The 23,530-nt window shown below is 40.5% G+C and carries 24 protein-coding genes and 1 pseudogene; 23 read left to right on the forward strand and 2 right to left on the reverse strand.

Going from position 1 to position 23,530, the window contains the following annotated elements:
* The first annotated feature begins 38 nt into the window (after nucleotides 1-38).
* The 8 genes from BLCOC_RS06725 (at nucleotide 39) to BLCOC_RS06760 (ending at nucleotide 6,060) form a co-directional block, all read left to right on the forward strand.
* Nucleotides 39-605: a GNAT family N-acetyltransferase gene (locus BLCOC_RS06725; RefSeq protein ID WP_115624794.1), complete on the forward strand. Its 567-nt coding sequence runs from the start codon at nucleotides 39-41 to the stop codon at nucleotides 603-605.
* A 496-nt stretch (nucleotides 606-1,101) separates the two neighbouring features.
* On the forward strand, nucleotides 1,102-2,073 hold the full coding sequence (locus tag BLCOC_RS06730) for an ABC transporter ATP-binding protein (protein WP_115624795.1): 972 nt from the start codon (nucleotides 1,102-1,104) through the stop codon (nucleotides 2,071-2,073).
* 3 nt (nucleotides 2,074-2,076) lie between these two features.
* Nucleotides 2,077-2,871 (forward strand): ABC transporter permease, encoded by a 795-nt coding sequence (locus BLCOC_RS06735; protein WP_115624796.1) that lies wholly within the window; start codon nucleotides 2,077-2,079, stop codon nucleotides 2,869-2,871.
* Nucleotides 2,868-3,659, forward strand: a complete 792-nt coding sequence (locus BLCOC_RS06740; RefSeq protein ID WP_115624797.1) for an ABC-2 family transporter protein — start codon at nucleotides 2,868-2,870, stop codon at nucleotides 3,657-3,659. The genes BLCOC_RS06735 and BLCOC_RS06740 overlap by 4 nt, the downstream gene beginning before the upstream one ends.
* A gap of 29 nt (nucleotides 3,660-3,688) precedes the next feature.
* Entirely contained in the window at nucleotides 3,689-3,928 is a 240-nt protein-coding gene (locus tag BLCOC_RS06745; protein ID WP_174717647.1) for a hypothetical protein, read from the forward strand.
* 215 nt (nucleotides 3,929-4,143) lie between these two features.
* Nucleotides 4,144-4,338 (forward strand): hypothetical protein, encoded by a 195-nt coding sequence (locus BLCOC_RS06750; RefSeq protein WP_115624798.1) that lies wholly within the window; start codon nucleotides 4,144-4,146, stop codon nucleotides 4,336-4,338.
* An 86-nt stretch (nucleotides 4,339-4,424) separates the two neighbouring features.
* Nucleotides 4,425-4,688, forward strand: a complete 264-nt coding sequence (locus BLCOC_RS06755; protein ID WP_115624799.1) for a helix-turn-helix domain-containing protein — start codon at nucleotides 4,425-4,427, stop codon at nucleotides 4,686-4,688.
* Nucleotides 4,689-5,028: 340 nt separating this feature from the next.
* Entirely contained in the window at nucleotides 5,029-6,060 is a 1,032-nt protein-coding gene (locus tag BLCOC_RS06760) for a YdcF family protein (RefSeq protein ID WP_115624800.1), read from the forward strand.
* Nucleotides 6,061-6,206: 146 nt separating this feature from the next.
* Here BLCOC_RS06760 and BLCOC_RS06765 read toward each other — a convergent pair whose 3' ends face one another.
* Together BLCOC_RS06765 and BLCOC_RS06770 are read right to left on the reverse strand one after the other, a co-directional pair.
* A complete protein-coding gene (locus BLCOC_RS06765; protein WP_115624801.1) occupies nucleotides 6,207-7,580 on the reverse strand; it encodes a sensor histidine kinase in 1,374 nt (457 codons plus the stop codon).
* A complete protein-coding gene (locus BLCOC_RS06770) occupies nucleotides 7,577-8,272 on the reverse strand; it encodes a response regulator transcription factor (RefSeq protein WP_115624802.1) in 696 nt (231 codons plus the stop codon). Before BLCOC_RS06770 ends, BLCOC_RS06765 begins: the two co-directional genes overlap by 4 nt.
* 273 nt (nucleotides 8,273-8,545) lie before the next feature.
* Between BLCOC_RS06770 and BLCOC_RS06775 the strand changes: the two are divergent.
* From BLCOC_RS06775 to BLCOC_RS06845, 15 genes and pseudogenes are all read left to right on the forward strand, one after another.
* Nucleotides 8,546-9,811 (forward strand): annotated as a pseudogene (locus BLCOC_RS06775) (IS110 family RNA-guided transposase); the annotation flags it as partial.
* Nucleotides 9,812-10,357: 546 nt separating this feature from the next.
* On the forward strand, nucleotides 10,358-11,281 hold the full coding sequence (locus BLCOC_RS06780) for an ABC transporter ATP-binding protein (protein ID WP_115624803.1): 924 nt from the start codon (nucleotides 10,358-10,360) through the stop codon (nucleotides 11,279-11,281).
* On the forward strand, nucleotides 11,274-12,077 hold the full coding sequence (locus BLCOC_RS06785) for an ABC transporter permease (protein WP_165907212.1): 804 nt from the start codon (nucleotides 11,274-11,276) through the stop codon (nucleotides 12,075-12,077). Before BLCOC_RS06780 ends, BLCOC_RS06785 begins: the two co-directional genes overlap by 8 nt.
* A 4-nt stretch (nucleotides 12,078-12,081) precedes the next feature.
* Nucleotides 12,082-12,864, forward strand: a complete 783-nt coding sequence (locus tag BLCOC_RS06790; protein WP_115624805.1) for an ABC transporter permease — start codon at nucleotides 12,082-12,084, stop codon at nucleotides 12,862-12,864.
* Between the two features lie 156 nt (nucleotides 12,865-13,020).
* Nucleotides 13,021-13,365: a YxeA family protein gene (locus BLCOC_RS06795; RefSeq protein WP_115624806.1), complete on the forward strand. Its 345-nt coding sequence runs from the start codon at nucleotides 13,021-13,023 to the stop codon at nucleotides 13,363-13,365.
* Between the two features lie 32 nt (nucleotides 13,366-13,397).
* Nucleotides 13,398-13,748, forward strand: a complete 351-nt coding sequence (locus tag BLCOC_RS06800) for a response regulator (RefSeq protein ID WP_115624807.1) — start codon at nucleotides 13,398-13,400, stop codon at nucleotides 13,746-13,748.
* Nucleotides 13,749-14,084: 336 nt separating this feature from the next.
* Entirely contained in the window at nucleotides 14,085-15,110 is a 1,026-nt protein-coding gene (locus BLCOC_RS06805; RefSeq protein WP_162209476.1) for a polyprenyl synthetase family protein, read from the forward strand.
* 42 nt (nucleotides 15,111-15,152) lie between these two features.
* A complete protein-coding gene (locus BLCOC_RS06810) occupies nucleotides 15,153-15,749 on the forward strand; it encodes a putative ABC transporter permease (RefSeq protein ID WP_115624809.1) in 597 nt (198 codons plus the stop codon).
* Between the two features lie 250 nt (nucleotides 15,750-15,999).
* Nucleotides 16,000-16,989, forward strand: a complete 990-nt coding sequence (locus BLCOC_RS06815; RefSeq protein ID WP_322255268.1) for a metallophosphoesterase — start codon at nucleotides 16,000-16,002, stop codon at nucleotides 16,987-16,989.
* A 75-nt stretch (nucleotides 16,990-17,064) separates the two neighbouring features.
* Entirely contained in the window at nucleotides 17,065-17,421 is a 357-nt protein-coding gene (locus BLCOC_RS06820; RefSeq protein WP_162209474.1) for a response regulator, read from the forward strand.
* 240 nt (nucleotides 17,422-17,661) lie between these two features.
* Entirely contained in the window at nucleotides 17,662-18,225 is a 564-nt protein-coding gene (locus BLCOC_RS06825; protein WP_115624811.1) for a hypothetical protein, read from the forward strand.
* 329 nt (nucleotides 18,226-18,554) lie between these two features.
* Nucleotides 18,555-19,241, forward strand: coding sequence for a response regulator transcription factor (locus tag BLCOC_RS06830; RefSeq protein WP_115624812.1), 687 nt, complete (start codon nucleotides 18,555-18,557; stop codon nucleotides 19,239-19,241).
* An 8-nt stretch (nucleotides 19,242-19,249) separates the two neighbouring features.
* Nucleotides 19,250-20,287: a sensor histidine kinase gene (locus BLCOC_RS06835; protein ID WP_115624813.1), complete on the forward strand. Its 1,038-nt coding sequence runs from the start codon at nucleotides 19,250-19,252 to the stop codon at nucleotides 20,285-20,287.
* 78 nt (nucleotides 20,288-20,365) lie between these two features.
* Nucleotides 20,366-21,049: an ABC transporter ATP-binding protein gene (locus BLCOC_RS06840; protein ID WP_115624814.1), complete on the forward strand. Its 684-nt coding sequence runs from the start codon at nucleotides 20,366-20,368 to the stop codon at nucleotides 21,047-21,049.
* Nucleotides 21,046-23,379 (forward strand): FtsX-like permease family protein, encoded by a 2,334-nt coding sequence (locus BLCOC_RS06845; RefSeq protein ID WP_115624815.1) that lies wholly within the window; start codon nucleotides 21,046-21,048, stop codon nucleotides 23,377-23,379. The genes BLCOC_RS06840 and BLCOC_RS06845 overlap by 4 nt, the downstream gene beginning before the upstream one ends.
* Nucleotides 23,380-23,530: the final 151 nt, after the last annotated feature.

Here is a 23,530-nt window from a genome sequence, read left to right on the forward strand (position 1 = left end):
ATAGAGATGAAAAGACGAAATTTACGGAGGAGATCAGAATGGTGGATGTTTATAAAAATTGTCCTGAATATGAGAATGAGGACTATCTTGTGAGAATGGTTTGCCAAGAGGATAGAATGGATTTATTAAAGGTTTATTCTGATAAAAGGGCTGTCCCCTTTTTTAATAGTGATAATTGTGGCGGAGATGATTTCTATTATACAACGGAAAGCAGAATGGAACAGGCGATTGATTACTGGCTTTTCGAGTACAATAGAGAAGGATTTGTGAGGTTGACAATTGTGTCAAAAGCAACTGATGAAGCAATTGGAACAATAGAGCTTTTCCACAGAGACGCCGATGATTATTTTACAAACTGCGGTTTGCTCAGGCTGGACATTCGCAGTGATTATGAAATGACAAGCGAGATTATAAAAATATTAAGATTGATAATGGAACCTGCATATAGCCTGTTTCATTGTGATAAGATCGCTACGAAAGCGCTTCCCTCTGCGGCAGAATGTATTGTGGCGTTGAAAAATTTAGGATTTATACGCTCAGAGGAAAAGCTGATAGGGCATGATGGAACAAAGTATGATTCCTATTTTGTATTGAGGAAAAATTAGCGCCTCTCCAAATCTGGATAAAAAATATGTATCCAGGCTAAAATGCTTGACATTGACAAAGTTATAAGCTAATATAAGACCATATTTCAAGAAAGAGCAGGTATGTGGATGTTAATTGTTTTTGTAATGACAAAGGACAACTAAATTTTATAAGAGGGTAAGCACGGAATAGAGTGCTTTATTTGTGTTACCCTTTTTGGCATTATTGAATGCCGGTTGTTTCTGCCTTACAGAATACTGCATACACTGGGAATAATTGTCTTATTATGATGGATAAGAAAGCGGGAAAAGTATGACTGTGGTGTCATGCTTTTTTATTTCTGCGAGCAAATGGGCTGCATTTTTCAGGTCATTGCTGCTTTCCTTTTATGGGGATGTTTTGCTTTTTTCATCATCTTAAGATATATACATCTGTGGTTTCAGTCTATGTAATGATAGGCAGAAACCACATTTTTTTATGTTTTTTCATTGAATATTTAAACTGGAGGTTTTCAAGATGAAGATAATTGAGACAGAGAATTTAACGAAAAAGTATAAGCGGTATAAAAAGCAGGAGGGTTTGGCCGGAAGTATTAAGGGCCTGTTTCACAGGAAATATGAAGAAAAAATTGCGGTAGATGATTTTGATATTCATGTAAATGAGGGTGAGTTTGTAGGCCTGATCGGGCCGAACGGAGCGGGTAAAACGACCCTGGTGAAGATGTTGACCGGGATTATTGCGCCGACAAGCGGCAGGATACAGGTGATGGGATTTTATCCGAATAAATTGGAAAAAGCATTTAAGCAGCAGTATGCGGTGGTTATGGGGCAAAAGAGCCAGCTGTTTTTTGAACTGACAACGGAGGACACGTTGCGGCTGTTTAAAGAAATATACGGTATCCCGGAAGACGAGTATAAAAGAAACAAGGATTTTTTTGTGGATCTGTTTCAGGTGCAGGGACTGATGAATGTACAGGTAAGAACGCTATCGTTGGGAGAAAGGATGAAGATGGAACTGATCGTTGCATTGCTTCATAATCCGAAAATATTGTTTCTGGATGAACCGACCATTGGACTGGATGCTGTGGCAGGTAAGCAGATCCGGACTTTCTTAAAAGATGTGAATGAGTCAAGAGGAACTACCATTTTGCTTACCTCGCATTATATGGAGGATATTAAGGTATTGTGTAAACGCTCCATAGTCGTGAATCACGGCAGAAAAATATATGACGGCGGTACGGATATGTTATTTAAAAATTATCAAAAGAGTAAGAAAATGACGATATACTTTGAACACAGTGTAGAGCCTGATGTGCCGGATGATTGCAGAGTATTGGAAAAAGCGAATGACAAACTGGTACTTGAAATACCAAAACAGAACGCAGAAAAAGTTCTGGAATCTTATATCGGTCATTATCCGATCCGGGATATTGGAATTGAGGAAGAAGAAATAGGCTCAGTCGTGGAGCGTATCTATAAGGAGGTATAGGACATGAAGAAATATTTAGAAATTGCCAAGGCATACATGAAAGCACAGCTGATCTGGAGGTCGGATACCTTAGTAGACGTGATTCTGGCGGTGGCGAAGATACTGTTTGCATGGATCTTATGGAGTATTCTGTTTGAGGGTAAAGAGCAGATCGCGGGCTTGGGATTTCAGGCCATGATTTCTTACTATATCATAAGCTCCTATTTATTCCAGTCGGAAAAATCTGCGGAGATCAGCCGGCAGATGACCGGTATGCTGAGAAATGGTACCTTTTCAAAATATATGGTGATACCGGTACAGACACAGGGGTATTTTGTGGCGATGGAAGCAGGGAAGATTGCGTTTTCTGCGGGCATTGGTTTTTTAGCAACGTTTCTGTGGTTTTATTTGTTCCGGATTCCATTTGTGCATACAGCCAATATAAAGATCCTGTTATGCGGAAGTATCATGGTTGTTTTAGGACTGTTGTTTATGGCGCTGCTCAATTACTTTCTTGGGATTTTGACCTTGAAATTTGAGGAGATCAGCATCTTTCTCATGATAAAAGATAACCTTTCCGCATTTGTGACCGGGGCGGTGATTCCCCTTGCTCTTTTACCGGAATGGATGACAGCAGGCATGAAATTTCTGCCTTTCTATTATGTCACATATCTTCCCAGTATGCTGTTTATAGGGAAATGTGAGGAGGAGGCAGTCACAGGCTTAATCGTCTTAAGTGTGTGGTGCATGGTCTTTCTTGTTTTAAATCAGGTAACTTATGAACATGATCGAATCAAATATGATGGAGCAGGAATATGAAACATAATTTAAAATTTATATCAGAACTGATCAAATTCAGATTATCCCATATCATGACATTTCGGTTGGGATTCTTTGCGCCGTTTTTCATTAATACCAGTTATTTTCTGGTTCAACTTTTCGCTTTCGAGGCAATTTACGGACATGTGGACAGTATCCGTGGATGGGGGCATGGGGAAATCCTTATTTTTATTGGAACATTTTCCCTGATTGATGCCCTGAACATGACCATTTGCTTTTTTGGGGTAATATCCTTACCAGACAAAATACAGACAGGAGAATTGGATCTATATCTGACCAAACCAGTGAATCCATTATTGCGGATCACCTTTGAAAAAGTAGATCCGGGCGCCATACCGCTTCTGATCTTCAGTGCCTGTATCGTTGGATATGGGGTGAGAGAAAGCGGCGTGAATCTTTCGTATGCGAATATCATTGGATATTTGTTTCTGGTTTTGCTAATGACCATACTGTACTACGATATGGAGCTTCTGATACGGTGCTTTGCCTTTTTTGTGTTCTATGTAGATAACCTGATGAAAATAGAGAATACGGCTGTGGATTTGTGTCTGAAAATACCGGGGATCGCTTTTTATGGAATCTATAAGTTTATTTTTTACTGTGTATTGCCGTACGGAATCATTGCGACGCTGCCAACGCAGGCAGTAACAGGGGCATTGTCGGCAAAAGGATTCCTTTTCGGGGTGGCGATCGTGTGCATTTTTACGTTTTTTGCCTTGTCTTTTTGGACATATGGCGTACACAGATATGAAAGCGCAAGCAGCTAATCAGTTTTTGGGAAAGAGGTATAGATATTATGGAAGAATATAGAAATGCCCGATTGGGAACGTATTTAGTGAAGGGATTGACCAAAGAATTACTGACACGAAATATTATTCCATTCTATTCTGCTTCTATAACGAATATTGGTTCGCAGATGGTAGCAAATAGATGTGACTATATACCATTCTGGGTTGATACATTTGGAACCATTCTTGATGGGAGTTCAGTATACAATGATATGATGAAAGGTTTGTCATCGGAACTTATAGAATGACAACTTCCGGTTGATAGAGGGAGCAACAGACAAAATGTTTGTTGCTTTTCTTTTTTTTGATGGGAATGTAAAATAAAACTATCATCATATGATGCGTTTGAAAAACTTATCAATATAGACCTAGAAAGTTATCCTTCATGACAACGAATAATAAGAAATCTATGGTAACATCCTACCCGTAGTGGTAAATTGTTCTACAGGAAAGGGTGCGAAACATGGAAAATGAAGTATACGAAAAGGACTATGGAGAAGAATTCCGGGAGAGAAGCGATAAGGCAAAGGGAAAGGATTTTCTGCACACTTTGATGGATGTTGGATTTTTTCAGGCGTATAAAGAAGAAATGGACAAAATCCCAAAGCGTGTGGTTCCCAAGGAAAAAGCAGATTATGAATACCTACTTGGGGAGTGAGAGCATCTGTCAGCAAAGACTGGCGGGTGCTTTTTTCGCACAGATATGGTATGCTGTAAGCAGTATATCAACTTGGAGGTACAGGCATGGAAGAACAGCAGAATTCATTGACTTATGAAATTATCAAAGCAGCTGTTGCCGGGGAGAAATGGGCAACAGAAAAGATTATGGCATATTACGATGATTATATGACAGAGCTTTCCACAGTGGAAGAGAAGCAGTCGGACGGCAGTGTAAAGAGTTACGTGGATGAGGATTTGAAGCAAGAGATAGCGTTGAAACTGCTGGAGGAGATACCGAACTTTCCGCTGGAGGAAGCGGAGAGGATTGCAGGAGGGGAGACTGATTAGAGAAAGATCAAATCTACGAGGCATTCTGGAAAGAGATCCAGGGCATTGCGGGTTGCAGACGCTCAGAGAATCTGGAGTTCAGTGGGGTTTGAGGTCTGATTATGGGGTCAATTCTTTTATAATAAACTGTTTTGAGGATATAGTATAAACTGGAAAACGCTAATTTGGCTATTCTGTGGCATTATTCAATGGATTATGGTAAAATTCTGCTGTCCGGGATTGAATAGCAACTGAAAGACCAAACAGATGTTAACAATGATAATAGCTGTAAATCTCATTGAAGTCATTATATAAGTCTTTCAGTTTGTATAGAAAATGTTCGTTTTTATAGGAGGCATCTATGTGGCAATTTACATTTTTTATATTTTTCATATTATTTTGTATATTTGCAGGAATAATGGCACGTGAACCCAGAACGTTATGGAGCGGGGTTTCTTTTTTCTTCATGATGATATGTTTGTCTATTTCCTTGTTTTTTATTCTATCTGAATATTCCAGGTGGCTGGCAGCACATGACGTGGTAATTGGAATACTGATTCTCCTGTTTGTTTTGGCGATAGGCTGTATGCTTATGTTTCCGGCAGCTTTGATCGTCATGTTTTTCATCGAGGGAATAAAAGTCATCAAACATGAAGGAGTGAAACCGTCAAATTTATTGTCGATGCTGTTCTCTATCTTGTTATATGTCTACCTGTCTGTCTGGCCGATGATTGGCAATTTAAGAAAAAATACATTAAGTACAATGCTCTATGTTATCATCAGTTTTTCGGCAGTATATGTATTATCATTGATGGCTATGTATTCACTTTCTGCAATTCTTAACCTTATTCATCTGAAAAAGAACAGAAATGCAGATTATATTGTTGTTCTGGGATCTGGAATCATTGGAAAGAAGGTCACACCGTTACTTGCGGCCCGGATTGAAAGAGGAATGGAATTGCTGTATTCCAATCCTAATGCTGTATTGATTATGTCCGGTGGGCAGGGACCTGGAGAGGATATTCCAGAGAGCGTGGCTATGGCTGCATATGCAGTAGGTAAAGGTGTAGATGCAGAGCGTATCATAATGGAACAAAAATCTGTATCAACAGAAGAAAATTTACTGTTTTCAAGGAAATTGATTGATAAAGAGGCTCCTAAAATTGTTATCGTCACAACGGCTTATCATGTGTTCAGAGCATTAATTCTGGCAAAACAGCAAGGGTTAAAGTGTGTTGGATTTGGGGCAAAAACGAAATGGTATTTTACGCTAAATGCTTTAATACGTGAGTTTGTTGGATATCTACGTTTGACATGGAAGAAACATGCGCTGGTAATTGGCATAGTAGCCAGTATTGTCGTGGCGACTAATATCGCTGGTTGGTTGAGATAATTAATAACTGTGAAATTACAGCGATTTAAGAGAGGAATAGTTATAAAGAACCGTTAAAGTATTAGCAAGAACTCTCTAAACTTGAGGTGAAATAAAGCGTATGAAAAGCCCCAGGCGGCATTTGAAGCTGTTCTGGGGCTTTATAATTATCCTTTGAATTTATCAGGCAAGTGAATTTCAGTTTTCAGACCATGAGGTGTAATGTTTGAAAATTGGATATCTCCATAATGTACTTTTACAATCTGTCTTACGATTTTAAGCCCCAATCCGTGTTCTGCTTCGGCTGTTTCCGTCTGGGAACTGGGAATACTGGTATCGTTATTCAGTAATGCCAGGTATGATTCCTTGATTCCGCACCCAGAGTCTGCGACACAAAACGTACAGATTCTGTTGTCCATTTTTACAGAAACGGTTATCTGACATCCACCAGGATTGTGTGTGATGCTGTTTTGTATTAGATTGTGCAGCATCCGGTTAAGCAGGAAATTGTCGCCGTATAGGAAAGTTTTTATATCTGTGTCAGTTCCAGACAGTTCTAATTCATAGCCCTCCGGAAGTCCGTTATTTAGAAATTCGCTTATCACCTGCCGGATCAGTTCAAGAGGATCAAGCGGCTTTATGCGGAAGGGCTGCATAGAGTATTCCAATTTTGTTGTTAAATTTAGATCTGCAACCAATGTATGGAGCTTTTCACTTTGTTTTCGTATGATTTCAGCCTGTCTTCTGGTTGCTGCTGGTAAGTCAGGGTTATCTTCTATTTCACTGGAATAACCTAAAATCATAGAAAGTGGCGTACGGATATCATGAGATATTCCACGAATCCATTCAGCACGCGTATTATCCTTTTTTGCCAGATAGTCACTGGCATGGTTTAATCCTGTATTGATTTCAGCAAGTTCACCTTTTTCCTCTAAGTGAAATGTTTCCCCCTGTGACAGTTTTTGGATGCCAGCCAGGATTGGCCGCATTGCAGTTTCGATTTTTCTGGTATTACGTAAAAATAAGAAAATCATAACACCGATATTGATGACCAATGCAGCCAGACAGATGAAAAGAACAAGCCAGAAATATCTGGTTTTGAACGAGATATAGTATTGGCTGATTGTGCCCGGCTGAAATCCCACAACTAAAAGTCCATTTGGATGATTCCAGATTTTAACGGGATAGTCCTTCAGATACCATCTGCTGAACATCGCAATTTCAGATGCAGAGTATTTAAGGGGAAGTCCTTCTGGCAGACCGCTTTCCCAAATGACAGCACCTTCATCGTCAATCAGCATAGCCCAAGCATCCGTCTGTGCTAAGATGTCATTTGCTTCCGGATCAACTGCGAATGCCCCGTTCTTTTGTTCAATAAGATTTGAAAACCGTTCCATTGGAAAAACGGAGTCCTTAACACCATTCAGATAGGAAGTAAGAAAAAGGATTCCTATTAATACAATGTTGATTACAAAAAACAGCAGCAGTATTCCGATGACTGATAATATATAGCGGCGAAAGAAGCGGTCAATTGGTTTCATTTTTCCGCCCCCTTAATGTGGAGCCGGTAACCTAATCCTTTTACGGTTAAAAGGGAAACAGGTTTTGACGGATTGGCCTCGATCTTTTCCCTTAAGTGGCGTATATGTGTCACAAGAGTATTTTCATATCCCTGCCAGAATTCCCCACAGACAGTTTCGCATAGTGAACCTGTGGTTACAATCCTTCCGGAGTTTTCAAATAACTTTTCAAATAGCGTAAATTCTTTTGCAGTCAATGAAAACACTTCATCCCCACGATAAACTTCGGCCTTATCTAAATTAACGGTTGAAGCTTCCAGATATACAATACGTTCCTTTTCAGGATAGGCGCGGTTTAAGATTGCCTGAACACGCAGAAGTAACTCCTTGGGCAAAAAAGGTTTTATAAGATAATCATCAGCTCCGTTTTCAAATCCTAAAAACTTATCATCGGCTTCTCCGCGGGCTGTAAGCATGAGAACAGGAATCGTACTCGTTTTTCGTATTTCCTTTAATAGTGAAACCCCGTCAATGCCCGGCATCATCACATCAAGAATTACCATATCGGGTTGATTTTCCCGAAATATCGCTAATGCCTCTTTCCCAGAAGAAGCAGTGGTGATTTTGGTGTACCCGGCACGGTAAAAAACCGATTGGAGCATTTTAAGTAGCTCTGATTCATCGTCGACAGCAAGAATGCTTTTATCTTTCATACGGCACCTCCTTTTCTTTGTCCCTTATTATAGCTCAAAAGATGAAAATATCCTATTCATGTTTTGAAATCTCAAGGTAAATTCAAGGTTAACTCAAGATACCCTCAAGGATGCCATGTTACGATCAATGTGAATCAAAAAGGAGCTTCTTGTATAATTCAAATATAAGGAATTCCGAGAAAGAAGGTTGAGAAAAAAATACCTCAGAGTAAAATAAGATTACTGACTTTGGACGGTTAGTAAAAAATCTTATTAAACAGTGAGGTACTTGAAATGAATTATAACACACAGAACGCAAAAATTGCATCTATTACGGAAAAGACTTTAATCGTTGGTATTGATGTGGGAAGTGAAACCCATTATGCAAGAGCTTTCGGCTGGCGCAATTATGAGTACTCAAAGAAACCGTTTGCCTTCAGCAACGATGAAGCTGGATTTTCCTCATTCAAAGACTGGATGGACGATATAGCAGAGAAACATGGGATGGAAGCTGTGATTCCGGGAATGGAACCAACCGGTCACTACTGGCTGAACCTTGGAGCGTACCTGCAGGAACAGGGAATGAAGCCGGTACATGTGAATCCGCATCATGTCAAGAAGTCTAAAGAACTGGATGACAATAATCCGAGTAAGAATGACCGTAAAGATCCAAAAACAATTGCAGGTCTGGTAAATGAAGGAAGATTTTCATATCCATATATTCCAACCGGGATTTATGCAGAAATTAGAAATTTGTCCAACCTTCGTATTCAGACACAGGAAGAGATTACAAGAATCAAAAACAGGATCGCCCGCTGGTTCAGCATCTATTTTCCAGAGATCAAAGACGTTTACAGGAATCCGGATGCAGTAAGCGGACTGATGGTAATCAAACAGGCACCATTGCCCTGCGATATCAAAGAGCTTGGCGTGGATGGTGTTAATAAGATATGGAGAGATGCAAGGCTGAAAGGCGCTGGGATAAAGAGGGCAACGACCCTGGTAACCGCAGCGGAGCACAGCATCGGAAATACGGAAGCACCAAGAAGTGCCAGGAAAGAGATCCGAAACCTGTTGAATGACTACGAAATATATAAGAATCGTATGGATGAACTTATGGAAGAGATAGAGGAAACACTTTCTGAGATTGCCTATATAGATAAGCTGATGGAGATCAATGGGATTGGAATAAAAACGGTAAGCTGCTTTATTGCAGAGGTTGGAGACATTGGACGTTTTGATAATCCAAAGCAGGTGCAGAAACTGGCAGGATATGCTATTGTCGCAGACAGCTCCGGAAAGCATAATGGAGAAAGTCGTATCAGCCACAGGGGAAGAAAGCGTTTGAGATATGCGCTGTATGAAGCTGCGATATCGGTGATTGGGAAAAATAAAGAATTTAAAGAGATCCATTGTTATTACAGGACGAGGGAAAAGAATCCCCTGAAGAAGATGCAGTCGGTGATAGCGGTGGCATGTAAACTGATCCGGATATTTTATACAATACTAACAAAAGGCATAGAGTATGACGGTCAGAAGATGTTAAGTGACATTGTAAGACTAAAATGCAGCCAGCAGCATAAAGAGAAAGAAACAGTGAATCATGGCCGGTCTGAGCCTTTGAAAGGAAAGAATGGAAGGCTGAGGCCAGCCATGATAGCTGGAAGAAACAAGTAAATGGAATGTAACAGGAAAACGTCCACCGAGAGGTGCTGTTGCAGGAAAAAGTCAGTAATAAAAAAACAAAGAATGGAGCCAGTAGTCGGCAGGAATATTCACCAGAGGGCATGACCCTGTAAAGGAGCTGAGCTGACACCCTGGTTATGGACAGGCGGGACGAGAGAAGTTAGGACTCAGCAATGGTCTGATGATCCTGGTAGACATGGGAGGTTCGCTGCCGTAGATGGATGGGTACACACAAGGCCATGTAGAACGAAAAGAGAAGACGTTTTATTTTGTGCACCCAAAATCCACTACTTTCGTACCAGATACAGAGAAATGTCCATTCCAATGGTTCTTTCTTCTGAGATATTTATTGATGAAACATTAAAAAATCCTTGATTTTCAAGGAAAAAAGACTTGACTATATAGGGAGGTATAACATCTATGAGTGATTACATTATTGAAACCTGCAGCCTGACAAAAATGTATGGAGAACAGGCCAGCGTATCTGATTTAAGTATCCATGTAAAGAAGGGGCGTATTTATGGTCTGTTGGGACGAAATGGTGCAGGAAAAACCACGACTATGAAAATGTTGTTAGGTCTGACGGCTCCCACATCCGGCGAAGTGAAGATTTTCGGAAAGCCTATTTATGGAAACGAGAAGAAAATTCTTCCGCGTGTGGGCTGTTTGATCGAATCCCCCGGCTTCTATCCCAACTTGACCGCAACGGAAAATCTGAAAATTTTTGCGAAGCTGCGTGGGCTGAAAGATTCCAACTACATTAAGAGCGCACTGGAACTTGTTAATCTGCCGTATCAGGATAAAAAGCTGTTTTCGCAATACTCTCTTGGAATGAAGCAGCGGCTTGCGATTGCGCTGGCTGTCATGCACGATCCGGCAGTACTGATTCTCGACGAACCGATTAACGGGCTTGACCCTATCGGGATTGCAGAGGTTCGTTCTTTTATCCGAGAATTATGTGATGTCAGGGGAAAGACCATTTTGATTTCCAGCCATATTCTTTCGGAGATTGCTCTCCTAGCAGATGATATCGGCATTATTGATCATGGTAAGCTGCTGGAAGAAGAAAGTCTTGCTGAATTAGAACAGAAAAACCGCCATTATATCCATTTTACAGTATCCGACAGCAAACAAGCCGCCCGCATTTTAGAAACAATGTTTCAGACAAGATATTTTAAGATTACTGATCAGCATAATATCCATTTGCTGGATGTCAATCTGCCGACTGCAGCGATTACCCGTGCATTTGTAGAAAATGGCCTGGAGGTGTTTGAAGCGCACCTTTGTGAAGACACTTTGGAAGATTATTTTAAGAAAGTAACAGGGGGTGAGGGAATTGCTTAACCTGATAGCTGGTGAGTTTGCAAAATTGAAGCGTAAAAAAATTGTGCCCTTTATTATTTTGCTATCTCTGCTGTTCCCTCTTATTGTGGTTTACACTTCTAAAATGGGAATGGGAAATGATACAAGTGTGGAATTTTTGAAAGGACGGTTCGATTTATCTTATACCATGATGCTTGGATATGGTCTGGTTTTTTTGGAACCGTGTCTGTTGGGTATTCTAGCCTCCATACTGTTCTTTATGGAGAGGGATAATGATACTTTCAAAAATCTATGTGTAATTCCGGTCACTACGTCACGGCTGATTGCGGCAAAATTATTCGTTGTATTGATTTATGGGCTTTTTTATACCCTTTGCAATACTGTATTTATGATTTTCTTTACATGGGTTTTAAAGGCGGGAATCATTTATGATGTTGGATTTAAGCTGGTATTCAGTCTTGTTTTTGGAATAGGAATTACGATTGCCACGTTGCCGGTTATCGTTTTCATTATCTATTTCAACAAATCCTATTTGATTTCCACGCTTCTTTCATTCTTCTATGCGATTTTGAACTGGAGTGTTTTATCGCTGGTTGAAGTGAATTTATCGCTGGTAAAGGTAATTAATCTATTTCCGACTTTATGTGTAATGAATTGGAGCAGCAAAAAAATGATGGGACGTTTGGCGGACAGACATTTTTCAGAAGCAGCTTATTTGTTATTTCCCTCCGATATTTGGGCATTTGCTGTACTGGGGATAACGCTGGTTTTTTCGATACTGCTCATGCTGCATTTTTATAAGAAATGGACGAGGTGATGAAATGGATAATCTTATAACTGAATTTTGGAAAATAAAACGCTATTCTGTAATCAAGGCCGGAGCCGCTATGATGTTTCTCTCCGTATTTATGAGTTATTTCTACTCGACGGCCAGTACCTCTGTCGGCTGGGATTTTAACTATTTTGTTCATCAGGTGGTTCAGCAAAATTGTACGTATTTTTTTCCTGTGGTAATTATGCTGACAGCCTCCTTTGTTATTTCGAGGGAGACAATGGACGACACTCTGAAATCAATTTTAACGGTTCCGGTTGACTTTAAAAAGCTGTTGATTGGAAAATTTGAGCTTCTTTTTTTTCTCTCCATAGCTTTCAGCCTTATCAACGCTGCGCTCGCTGTTATTATGAATCTGCTCCTGCATTTCCCCGGAATGTCAGCATACAGCATTATGATCGCCACGGGGCGGATCATAGCCACAAATATTTTAATTTACCTTTCGGTACTTCCACTCATTATTATCAATACATTTCTTTTTGGAAGTAGCCTGATTGGTGTTGCTGTCGCATTCGTATATGGTTATTTTGGAACCTTTGAGGGCTCTTTGCTAAATTGGTTTCCGATCAAGGCTGCAATGATTTTGTTTGATCCGTATTGTGGTGCAGAATATGATACTGTTTCCTATCAGACCTTTCCGGCAATCATCATATTAATTCTCACGGTGTTGCTTTCTGTTGTACTGTTAAATGCTTTTACACATTCAGAAAAACTTCCCAATGTAAAAGCAAAAAGGAAGCCAAAAAAAGCAGAGCGAAAAAGAGGTTGGTAATCTAGAATAAAAGGGATGAAAATGCAAAAGCAATCGAAAGATGGGGTGGTATTCATGAAAAAAACATTAGTGTGTATTGGCATAGCAGTTATGCTGATTTGTTTTAAGTTGACTATGCGTAGTAAAAAAATGAAATAATTTAAGGGAGGTTATAGGATGAACAAAAAGAATGTATTAATCGGAGTTGGGATAGTGGTTATGGTTGTCCTTTGTATTGGTATCGCCATTTTTGCAGGAACTGACGGCACTGATTATTATACACAAATTGATAACACAAAGGTAAAGGAAATTGAACCGCACGGTGCGATGAATTATTCTTACACATTGACAGTCTATGATGAAAATAGTACGAAACGAGATATTACTTTTGAAACAAGTAAAATTCTCAAGGATGACGCCTTCTTACGCTTGGAGGTAGCTCCAATTCGTGGAGTTGTAAATTGGGAAGAAGTGGAGTATACGGAACTTCCATCTGCTGTACAGAGTGTTTACTCAGAGTAATGTTTAATTTATCGCTAATAGAGGGAAAAATATTGAAAAAGATATTGATTGTAGAGGACGACGTTACATTTTTAGGGCTGCTATCTCATGTTCTAAGGAATCAGTTTGAGATATATGAGGCTTGTGGTGTGAATGAGGCATTGAAATTACTTGAAAACATATCAGTTGATTTGATCTGTTCGGATTACAATATGCCGGGCGGTACAGGTTTGGAACTTCTGGAACAGCTTCATAGAAGTGGGAAGAAAATTCCGTTTATTTTGATGTCCGGGACAGAGGATTCATTTGTGATTCATAGCGTAAAGTTTTATGGAGGAACATTCTGTAACAAGACTGATTCGGATCTGCTTACAACAATTAGAAAAAAAGCAAATTGTGAATAGTGGTGATTGGTTTATGGGATAGATGATAATACAGAGACAGTTGCTCCATACTGGAGTGATTGTCTCTGCCTTTATGTTTAAGAGAAATATAACTTGGATGGACCTTGTATTAGAGCTAATATAGAAAAAATCAAGCAGCAGCCAACTGTATTTATTTTTAAAGTGACGAATCTCTTACGAAAATAGCACCACATTCACCCTGGATTTTTCTATTCCGACAAAATTGTAGCCTTACAGTAATATTACAGTAAGGTATGGATGGTATACTTTCATAAAATGTAAAGTACAAGAAAAGATGGTTGTTCTATGGAGCATTGCCAGACGAGGAGTAATTTTATGATAAATATTGAGGATGTGCCAGGACTTGAAACTGAACTGCAGATGGTAAATACGCATATAGAACGTTTATGCCGGTCAAACAATAAGTCAATGCAGAAAATGCTGGATTGGGTGCTGAACGCAAGGGGAAAGCAGATACGGCCGATTTTGACACTTTTATGTGCGAGGCTCAAAGGGAAAGCTGTTGATGCGACAGAGGTCGCGGCGGTGATTGAAATATGCCATACCGCTTCACTGATCCATGATGACATTATAGATGAAGCGGATACCCGCAGGGGACAATTATCCGTGCAGAAAAAATTCGGAAAGGAGATGGCAGTCTATGCTGGCGATTTTATGATTTTTTCTACAATTAGACGGACTGGTCTGAAGAACAAGCCCTGGTATGGTTTGATGTTTGACAAATTGGAAACCATGTGTGATGGGGAGGTCAGCCAATTTGATAATCGTTATAATACGGAAATTACAGAGGAGAAGTATATTGAGAATATCCTGGGAAAGACTTCGGCAATGTTTAGTATAGCTTGTGGATCAGGTGCTTACGAAGGTAAGTGTAAGGACAGTGAAGTATTGGCAGCAGAACGGTTTGCAGAAAAATTTGGTCTGCTGTTTCAACTGAGAGATGATCTGTTGGATTTTGTGTCCACAGATGACCTAGCAAAGAAGACCATACATAATGATTTTTGGTGCGGATATTATACACTCCCGGCTATTTACTCATTTTCTGATTGCAGGAATGGTGCCAAACTGAAACAAATTGCAATGGATATCAAAAATGGTCTGTATAGCGAATTGACAGACAAGCGAATAGCGGAATTAATCAGTGTTTCCGATGGCTTCGGATATACGTTGAGGATGATAGATCAATATGCCGAAGAAGCGAAGCAGAGTTTGAATGTGTTTAAAGATTCTATTGCCAGGAAAAAGCTGCAGGAATTAGTTGATACGGTTCATCTAAGTGCCCATAGGATCGTGTCAGATCATTTGTCTGATATTCCGTTTGAAAAGTTTGTTTCTATTTAAGAGGCCGGTTTAAAAACCGGGAAAATACTTCAGGGGAATATTATGACAGAAAGAAACAAGTGGAAATCAATGATAGAAAAAATAGGACATGTCTGTGAAGGCAAATATGATTCGTTTTGGCCTATGGTTATGATATTTTTCACCATGAGCCTGACAGGATGGTTATGGGAGGTCTGCCTTCATTTGATTTCGGATGGGAGTTTTGTGAACCGCGGATTTCTTCATGGACCGTGGCTGCCTATTTATGGTTCCGGGAGTATACTGATCCTGACACTACTTCATAAGCTGCGCAAAAAGCCGCTGCTGGAATTTCTGGCTATCATTCTCCTATGTGGCTGTATTGAGTATTACATATCATGGTTTCTGGAGCAGATGTATGATGGAATGAGATGGTGGGATTACAGCGATTATTTTCTGAATCTTAATGGAAGAGTCTGCGTAGAAGGGTTGCTGGCCTTTGGCTTTGGCGGGATGGTGATCGTATACTTTTATGCACCGCTTCTTGATCATCTATTCAGGCGCATACCGAAAAAAATACTTGCGCCAGTATGCCTGGTACTAATCTTAATATTTTGTGCGGATCTGATATATTCAGGCAAAAATCCGAATCTCGGTATTGGAATTGCCAGATGCCGTTAATGATACATATATCCTAAAAGTTTAAGTGTTGTGAAAAAAGTATGGAGAGATTATGCTTGCTGTTTATTTGTCACCAATTTATATTATCGCAAACAGCTATCTGCTGATTCGGCTTCACAGATGGCTGGGTACATGCAATCCATTGTTCAGAAAAACAGGGATATGTGTTGCAATCAGCTTGGCCTATGTTTTTCTGGTAGCGTCATTATTGATTGCGTTTTTTCTGCCGATAGGGCCGGCTAGGAGGATTATGAAATTGATCAGTAATTATTGGCTCGGTATACTGCTGTATCTGATTTTGGCTGTTCTAATGGCAGATGCGATTTGTTTCCTGCTTTTCCTTATCACGAAACGGAGGTTAAAATGCCGGACCGCTGCGGCGGGAGGAATCTGTGCAGTGGTTGTTCTTGTGCTTAGTGCATGGGGAGCATACAATGCCCGTATCATCCAGGTTACACCATATGAGATTACTGTCAATAAAGACGGCGGAAGATTAGAAAACTTAAATGTGGTATTAGCCGCTGACTTGCATTTGGGTTACAACATTGGTACTGCACACATGATGCAGATGGTAGATAAGATCAATGAACAGAATGCAGATCTTGTGGTATTTGCAGGCGATATTTTTGATAATGAATACGAGGCTCTTGATGATCCGGAAGAACTGATTGCCGTATTGCAAAAAATTCAGTCGAAGCACGGTGTTTATGCCTGTTATGGAAATCATGATGTTGAGGAAAAAATACTGGCAGGTTTTACTTTTGGGGGAAACAAAAAGAAAGAGAGCAGTATACAGATGGATGAGTTTTTGGAGAGAGCCGGTATTCATTTGTTACAGGATGAAGCAGTATTGATTGATGACAGTTTTTATCTGTATGGCAGGCCAGATGCACAGCGGCCCGGACGTGGGATTAATATGAGAAAAACTGCTGCAGAACTGATGGGGGAACTTGATACGGAAAAGCCGGTTATTGTGATTGACCATGAACCGAAGGAACTCCAGGAATTGGCAGATGCCGGGGTGGACATTGATCTGTGTGGTCATACACACGATGGACAGATGTTTCCAGCAAATCTGATTACAGCACTTATGTGGGAGAATTCCTATGGATATCTGAAAAAATCTGAAAAAGGACCATATGCATACGATTGTGACTTCGGGTGTCGGGCTTTTTGGACCGAATATGCGTGTAGGTACGATTGCGGAAATCAGCCCCATCACAGTACATTTTCAATATAGGAATAACATATAGGATGGTGAGTTTACCAGTATTGTGCATGGTTCAATTTATAAAAAAGTATTGGAGGGTAAATTTTGGAGAGTATAAGAAAAATTTTAATTGTGGATGATGATACTCTTTTTCTTAATCTTCTTGCACAGGCATTAAGAGAACGAGGGCATATTGTTACAACAGCTTCTGGCGTTCAGGAAGCCAAGAATGCTTTTTTGGCAGATGATTTTTCCCTGGTATGTTCTGACATTCGGATGGCTGACGGAACAGGCTTTGAACTACTTGATTATATAAGGACATCTTTTACAAAATTGCCAGCCATCATAATGAGTAGCTATTTGACCCGTGAGGATCGTTTTGAGGCTCGAATAGCAAAGGTGTTCTGGGTAGAAAAGACAGATAAAAATCTCGTAGATATTATAGTAAATTATGAAAAATAAAACACATATGCCGGTATTAAGAAAAATTTTTTGGAAAATCATCCTGATTGTAGGTGGAGTATTGCTATGTATTTTATTTGTTGCTATTACTGTTGTCTGGTCGCTGACAGATTATATTTTTAGAAAATTAGAAAGAGAAGTCTAGTGGACGGAGACAGAACAGGAATAATAAAGGATGGGATTTACCAAGAATGTAGTTAATAGGTTTGTGACCGATTAACAAATTAAGGAGGAACTGTTATGCTGCGTAAATTGATTTCCGGATTGCTGCTCCTGGCGGCATTGACGACAAGCCTTACGGGGTGCGGCATGGATTTGGCCCGCGGTATCATTAGGGAGTATGAAGATAATAAAGACGGTATTAAAAGTGAGCTTCATGAACTGAAAGATGGTATTAAAAATGAATTTAATGACTGGATGAGTTCTATCAGCCGATACTCCCTCACTAGGGACAAAAGCTTAAAAGGCAAACGGGAACTCGGTATTGATGATTATGTTGGAAGTTATGAAGCTGAGTACACCCGATTTAACGGGGAAAAATATATCTTCGGCGGTACTTCGATGGAACGTGAAAATGGCAGCACACTGAAAGTGACTTATTCACTTAATATTAAATCCGGTACGGCTGCCCTTTATTGGCTCGGAAGTACAGATGAGCATATCATTTTGGGAGATAAGGAAGAACATATGATTGCGGAAGTGACTGCCGAGGACGTTTACGAGTTTACTTTTAATGCCGGAGATAATTTTATCGTTCTCAAAGGTGATGATTTCACTGGAAGTCTGTCACTTAAGGTTGAATGACCAAAGCCGCTGGCATTGCCGCATACATAATGTTTTATTGAGTATTCAGAGAAAGGTAATAGATAAGGGTGGCGGCTACAGGTTTATAGGAAAAATAAGAGTTGGTAGCAGGTATCTGGGAACAGGTGTGTCTATCGGCTCTTTTGTATGCCGCACTATACAGAAAAACTGTCGGTGGCAGTTTTCTTGTATTGTCGATGATAGAGTTGAGATAATATGCTTATAGAGGTAAAATAAGTTGTGGCTGTAAGTGAAATGGAAGTGTATAAAGAAGCTCAGGAGTTATTTCTAAGGAGATTAAGCAGCTGATAAAAGGATGGTGAAAATAAATGAAATGGATTTTATTAGTTGAGGATGATTTGAGTTTAATAAATGGCTTATCCTTTGCCGTGAAAAAGCAGGGATATATGCTAGATGTTGCACATACCAAAGATGAAGCGGACCGGTTATGGGAAAACGGAGCATATGATTTAGTGATTTTGGATGTATCCCTGCCGGATGGTTCTGGATTTGACATATGTAAAAGAATACGGCAGGCCTCGAAAGTGCCGATTATGTTTCTGACCGCTATGGATGAAGAAACAGATATTATCATGGGGCTGGATATCGGCGGCGATGACTATATCACAAAACCGTTCAAGCTGGCGGTGTTTATGTCGCGAATCAATGCCCTGCTTAGAAGGAGCGATAATTTTAATCAGGCGGATACGGAATTGAATTCTAACGGTATAAGGGTTCAGCTTCTGAAAGGAGAAGTATATAAAAATAATGTGCAGGTCAAATTAACGGCGAGAGAGTATAAATTGTTATGTTTATTCATGGAAAATCCAGATGAGGTTCTTTCCCCGGAGCAGATTCTAAATCGGTTATGGGACTGTGATGAAAACTATATAGACAATAATTCCCTTACGGTATATATACGCAGACTGCGGACAAAGATTGAAGATGATCCGGGTAAGCCCAAAAGGATCGTGACCGTCCGTCGCATGGGTTATAAGTGGAACACGGCTGAATGAGGTGCATCATGAAAATACTGGCAAACAGAAAAATTAAGGCTTTATTTTATAAAATTATGGTTTGTATGCTGATATTTATCGTGGTTTCCGTGTCATTCATGATGTTTGAACTTAACAATGCAGCACTTTATATTCTGTTATGCGCTTTGTTCATGTGTATTGCGATTATGGCAGCCTGTTATGGATACTTTAAAGAACAGAATGAAATTATGGAAAATGCAGTGGCTCAGATCACAGAATACATTTCCGGTAACAGGGAGACGAGGATAGAATGTGATGAAGAAGGGGAAATGTACCGGCTGTTCCATGAGGTAAATTCTCTGGCTGCCATTCTGGACGCAAATGTAGAAAATGAGAGAAAATCGAAACAGTTTTTGAAAAATACCATATCGGATATTTCCCATCAGCTGAAAACTCCTCTTGCGGCATTGAATATTTATAACGGACTTCTGCAGGGGGAAACGGAAGAACTGCCGCAAATTCAGGAGTTTGCGGCACTGTCAGAAAAAGAACTTGACCGGATCGAAACGCTGGTACAGAATCTGCTGAAGATTACGAAGCTGGATGCCGGTTCCATTGTATTTGAAAAGACCTCGGAAAATGTGGCGGATATGATGGGAGAAGTGGAACTGCACTTTGCATACCGTGCTAAGCAGGAAGAGAAGGAACTGGTGATGACCGGGGATGAACATATTTCACTGCTTTGTGACCATGACTGGATGATAGAGGCAGTAGAAAATATTGTGAAAAATGCCTTTGACCACACAGAAAAGGGGAATTTTGTCTGGATTGAATGGAAAAAGTCTGCATCTGTAGTTCAGATTATCATAAAGGACAATGGGAGCGGCATCCAGCCGGAGGATTTGCACCATATATTCAAGAGGTTTTACCGGAGCCGTTTTTCTAAAGACAAGCAAGGCATTGGCCTTGGTCTTCCTCTCGCAAAAATGATTGTTGAATCGCACAATGGCACGATAGAAGTGGACAGTACGTTAGGAGCCGGAACAACTTTTACCCTGAGTTTTTTAATCCCTACAAAATTGTAGGCTTACAGTAATATTACAGTAAGGTTTGGATGGTATACTTTCATCGAATTAAAAATATGAGAAAGAGGTGCTTATAATATGGATTTATTAGAAGTAAGATCAATTTCCAAAACTTACGGCAGTGGTGAAACATCCGTACGGGCATTGAAGAAAGTCAATTTTTCTGTCCCAAAGGGTGAGTATGTGGCTATTGTCGGGGAATCAGGCTCCGGAAAAAGTACATTACTCAATATGATTGGTGCGTTGGATAACCCGACATCAGGAAAAGTGTTGATCGACGGCAAAGATATTTTTGCAATGAAGGAGAGCAAGTTGACGGTTTTCCGCAGGAGGAACATCGGCTTTATCTTTCAGGCATTCAACCTGATCCCAGAGCTTACTGTTGAGCAGAATATTATCTTCCCGGTACTGCTTGATTATCAGAAACCGGATAAGAAGTATCTGGAGGAGCTTTTGGAAGTTCTTAACTTGAAAGAACGCCGGAACCATCTGCCGAGCCAGTTATCTGGAGGTCAGCAGCAGAGGGTGGCAATCGGGCGTGCGTTGATTTCACGGCCTTCGCTGATACTCGCTGACGAGCCGACTGGAAATCTGGACACGCAGAACAGCAGTGAGGTAATTACTTTGCTGAAAAATGCGTCAAAGAGATACGCACAGACTATTATTATGATTACGCATAGTCGGAGCATTGCACAGACTGCAGACCGGGTACTGCAGGTGTCGGATGGTGTGCTGACCGATCTGGGGAGGTGCAGTGAATGAAAAGCTATCTTAGTCTTGTGCCGATTTCTGCAAAGGTCCGCAGGCGGCAGAACCGTATGACAATTCTATGCATTATATGTGCTGTTTTTCTTGTGACTGCGATTTTCAGTGTAACAGACATGATGATTCGGACGGAAAGCAGCATCATGTTGAGCAAGCATGGAAACTGGCATCTTCAACTGGATCATATCTCACAGGATATTGCAGAGGAAATCTGTAGACGTACAGATGTTACCGACGTAGGTGCATCTTCCGTGTTTAACTATGAAGGAGGGCAGCCGTATCGTATTCGCGAAAAAAAAGCTGTCTTATATGGTACCGAAGAAACCTATATGAACCAGATCTCAAATGGAATTACGGATGGGGCTTTTCCGCAGAATGATAGTGAAGTTATGCTTAGCCCAAATGCTGTAACAGCATTTGGAGCACAGATTGGAGAAAATGTAACCTTGCATACCCCTGCCGGAGATGCAACGTTTAAAATATCTGGGTTTGGTACAGAGGATAAAGGATATTATGAAAATCAGACCTATTTAGTAGGGGTATATATGACACAAACAGCATTTGCCTCCATTATGGAGAATAATGGAATTACAGACAATGAGCCAGCCTATTATGTGCAGTTCGAGGATGCGACGAAAGTAACCAAAGCCATCACAGAATTGCAGGCACAATATCAGCTGCCGGCGGAAAACATCTCAGAAAATACCGGTGTAATGGGTATGGCAGGGCAAAGCAGCAATACCGCTATGAAGAATTTCTACGGAATTGCAGTGATTCTGTTTATTATAGTGCTCTTAGCAGGCGTACTGATGATCTCTGGTAGCATGAACAGCAATATAGCCAATCGGACACAGTTCTTTGGCATGATGCGCTGTATTGGCGCAAGCCGCCAGCAAGTCATCCGCTTTGTGCGGCTGGAGGCATTGAATTGGTGCAAGATAGCAGTACCCGCTGGAATCCTTATGGGTACAATCATCAGTTGGGGCATCTGCGGGGTACTCCGCTATGTTGTCGGTGGTGAATTTGCTGTGACACCGGTGTTCAAAATCAGTCCTGCCGGTCTTATCAGCGGAGCCGTGGTAGGAATTGTAACAGTACTTTTGGCGGCACAATCCCCGGCAAAACGTGCTGCTAAGGTTTCCCCTATGTCGGCAGTTTCCGGTAATATGGAAAACACAGCTACTGTTTACCATGCCGCAAAGATAGGTGTTGGGAAAATTGACTGTTCTTTGGGCATACATCATGCAGTAGCATTAAAGAAAAACTGGTGTTTATTGACAGCCTCTTTTGCTCTCTGTATTATATTGTTTCTTTCTTTTTCCATTGTGATGGATATGGTACGGTTGTTGCTGCCATCACTAAATGTTACCTCAGCGGATCTTGCGTTAGCCAGTTATAGTAATGAAATGGTTCTTGACCGTGATTTGGTTGATGAAATCAGAAAAATAGATGGCGTTACAAATGCTTATGGCAGTAGCTATATGGGTAATATTCCTGCAACATCTTCAAGAGCTGGGATAGACCATATCAATATTGTTTCCTATGATGATACGCTGTTGGACTATGCAAAAGGAAATATTGCTCAGGGAACCTTGAATGAAGTTTATGGAGACAGCAACAAGGTTGCGACAGTCTTTAATAAAAACAACTCCCTAAAAGTCGGCGATACCATTCAGATTGCAGGCACTGAGGTTGAGATTTCCTGCGCCCTGTCACAAGGACTGTTTGGCGATAATCTGATTATCATCTGTTCACAGGAAACGTTTGACCGCCTCATGGGACAGGAAAAATATGGTTTGATTGGTGTTCAACTGGGAAAAGATGCTACAGATGAAACAGTAGCACAAATCAGAAAACTTGAAAATGACGATATCGCTGTTACTGACCAACGGGAAAGTAATCGGACGAACAACACAACTTATTGGGCATCACGGATTGTTTGCTATGGATTTTTAGCAATTATTGCGGTCATTACTCTATTTAATATAATTAACAGTATTTCTATGAGTGTATCTGCGAGAACAAAACAGTATGGTGCAATGCGTGCGGTTGGCATGGACAATAAACAGCTTACACGAATGATTTCGGCGGAAGCCTTTACCTATGCTGTTTCAGGTCTGATATTGGGTTGTGGAATGGGAATTCCTTTCAGCCGTTTTCTGCATACGCTGATGATTACACGTCATTTTGGAGTGGCATGGCATTTGCCGATTGCATTGCTCGCTGTAGTAACAGTTTTTATTTTTGTTTCTGCTGTTATTGCAGCCCATGCTCCATCTAAACGGATATGCAATATGGCGATTACCGCAACAATTAATGAGTTGTAAGTAAAAGGTTGAAAATATCCTGCCGGACAGAGTAAGTCTCTCGTTCGGCAGAGATATTTTAAGAAAAGGGGTCGACTAGGAGGGACTGGGAAAAGTGTAAGATTTCGTTTATTCTATTTTTAATGGTTACCTTTTTCTGTATTGCTGCAGT

The sequence above is a fragment of the Blautia coccoides genome (assembly GCF_034355335.1).
GTDB classification, from domain to species: Bacteria; Bacillota; Clostridia; order Lachnospirales; family Lachnospiraceae; genus Blautia; species Blautia producta.

Bases quoted from the DNA above. Each gene is read 5' to 3' on its own strand.
- BLCOC_RS06845 (WP_115624815.1), top strand. From the start codon at position 21,046: ATGAAAAGCTATCTTAGTCTTGTGCCGATTTCTGCAAAGGTCCGCAGG.
- BLCOC_RS06825 (WP_115624811.1), top strand. From the start codon at position 17,662: ATGCTGCGTAAATTGATTTCCGGATTGCTGCTCCTGGCGGCATTGACG.
- BLCOC_RS06760 (WP_115624800.1), top strand. From the start codon at position 5,029: ATGTGGCAATTTACATTTTTTATATTTTTCATATTATTTTGTATATTT.
- BLCOC_RS06835 (WP_115624813.1), top strand. From the start codon at position 19,250: ATGAAAATACTGGCAAACAGAAAAATTAAGGCTTTATTTTATAAAATT.
- BLCOC_RS06735 (WP_115624796.1), top strand. From the start codon at position 2,077: ATGAAGAAATATTTAGAAATTGCCAAGGCATACATGAAAGCACAGCTG.
- BLCOC_RS06840 (WP_115624814.1), top strand. From the start codon at position 20,366: ATGGATTTATTAGAAGTAAGATCAATTTCCAAAACTTACGGCAGTGGT.
- BLCOC_RS06750 (WP_115624798.1), top strand. From the start codon at position 4,144: ATGGAAAATGAAGTATACGAAAAGGACTATGGAGAAGAATTCCGGGAG.
- BLCOC_RS06810 (WP_115624809.1), top strand. From the start codon at position 15,153: ATGACAGAAAGAAACAAGTGGAAATCAATGATAGAAAAAATAGGACAT.
- BLCOC_RS06755 (WP_115624799.1), top strand. From the start codon at position 4,425: ATGGAAGAACAGCAGAATTCATTGACTTATGAAATTATCAAAGCAGCT.
- BLCOC_RS06795 (WP_115624806.1), top strand. From the start codon at position 13,021: ATGAACAAAAAGAATGTATTAATCGGAGTTGGGATAGTGGTTATGGTT.
- BLCOC_RS06745 (WP_174717647.1), top strand. From the start codon at position 3,689: ATGGAAGAATATAGAAATGCCCGATTGGGAACGTATTTAGTGAAGGGA.
- BLCOC_RS06740 (WP_115624797.1), top strand. From the start codon at position 2,868: ATGAAACATAATTTAAAATTTATATCAGAACTGATCAAATTCAGATTA.
- BLCOC_RS06830 (WP_115624812.1), top strand. From the start codon at position 18,555: ATGAAATGGATTTTATTAGTTGAGGATGATTTGAGTTTAATAAATGGC.
- BLCOC_RS06730 (WP_115624795.1), top strand. From the start codon at position 1,102: ATGAAGATAATTGAGACAGAGAATTTAACGAAAAAGTATAAGCGGTAT.
- BLCOC_RS06770 (WP_115624802.1), bottom strand. From the start codon at position 8,272: ATGAAAGATAAAAGCATTCTTGCTGTCGACGATGAATCAGAGCTACTT.
- BLCOC_RS06780 (WP_115624803.1), top strand. From the start codon at position 10,358: ATGAGTGATTACATTATTGAAACCTGCAGCCTGACAAAAATGTATGGA.
- BLCOC_RS06725 (WP_115624794.1), top strand. From the start codon at position 39: ATGGTGGATGTTTATAAAAATTGTCCTGAATATGAGAATGAGGACTAT.
- BLCOC_RS06765 (WP_115624801.1), bottom strand. From the start codon at position 7,580: ATGAAACCAATTGACCGCTTCTTTCGCCGCTATATATTATCAGTCATC.
- BLCOC_RS06790 (WP_115624805.1), top strand. From the start codon at position 12,082: ATGGATAATCTTATAACTGAATTTTGGAAAATAAAACGCTATTCTGTA.
- BLCOC_RS06815 (WP_322255268.1), top strand. From the start codon at position 16,000: ATGAAATTGATCAGTAATTATTGGCTCGGTATACTGCTGTATCTGATT.
- BLCOC_RS06805 (WP_162209476.1), top strand. From the start codon at position 14,085: ATGATAAATATTGAGGATGTGCCAGGACTTGAAACTGAACTGCAGATG.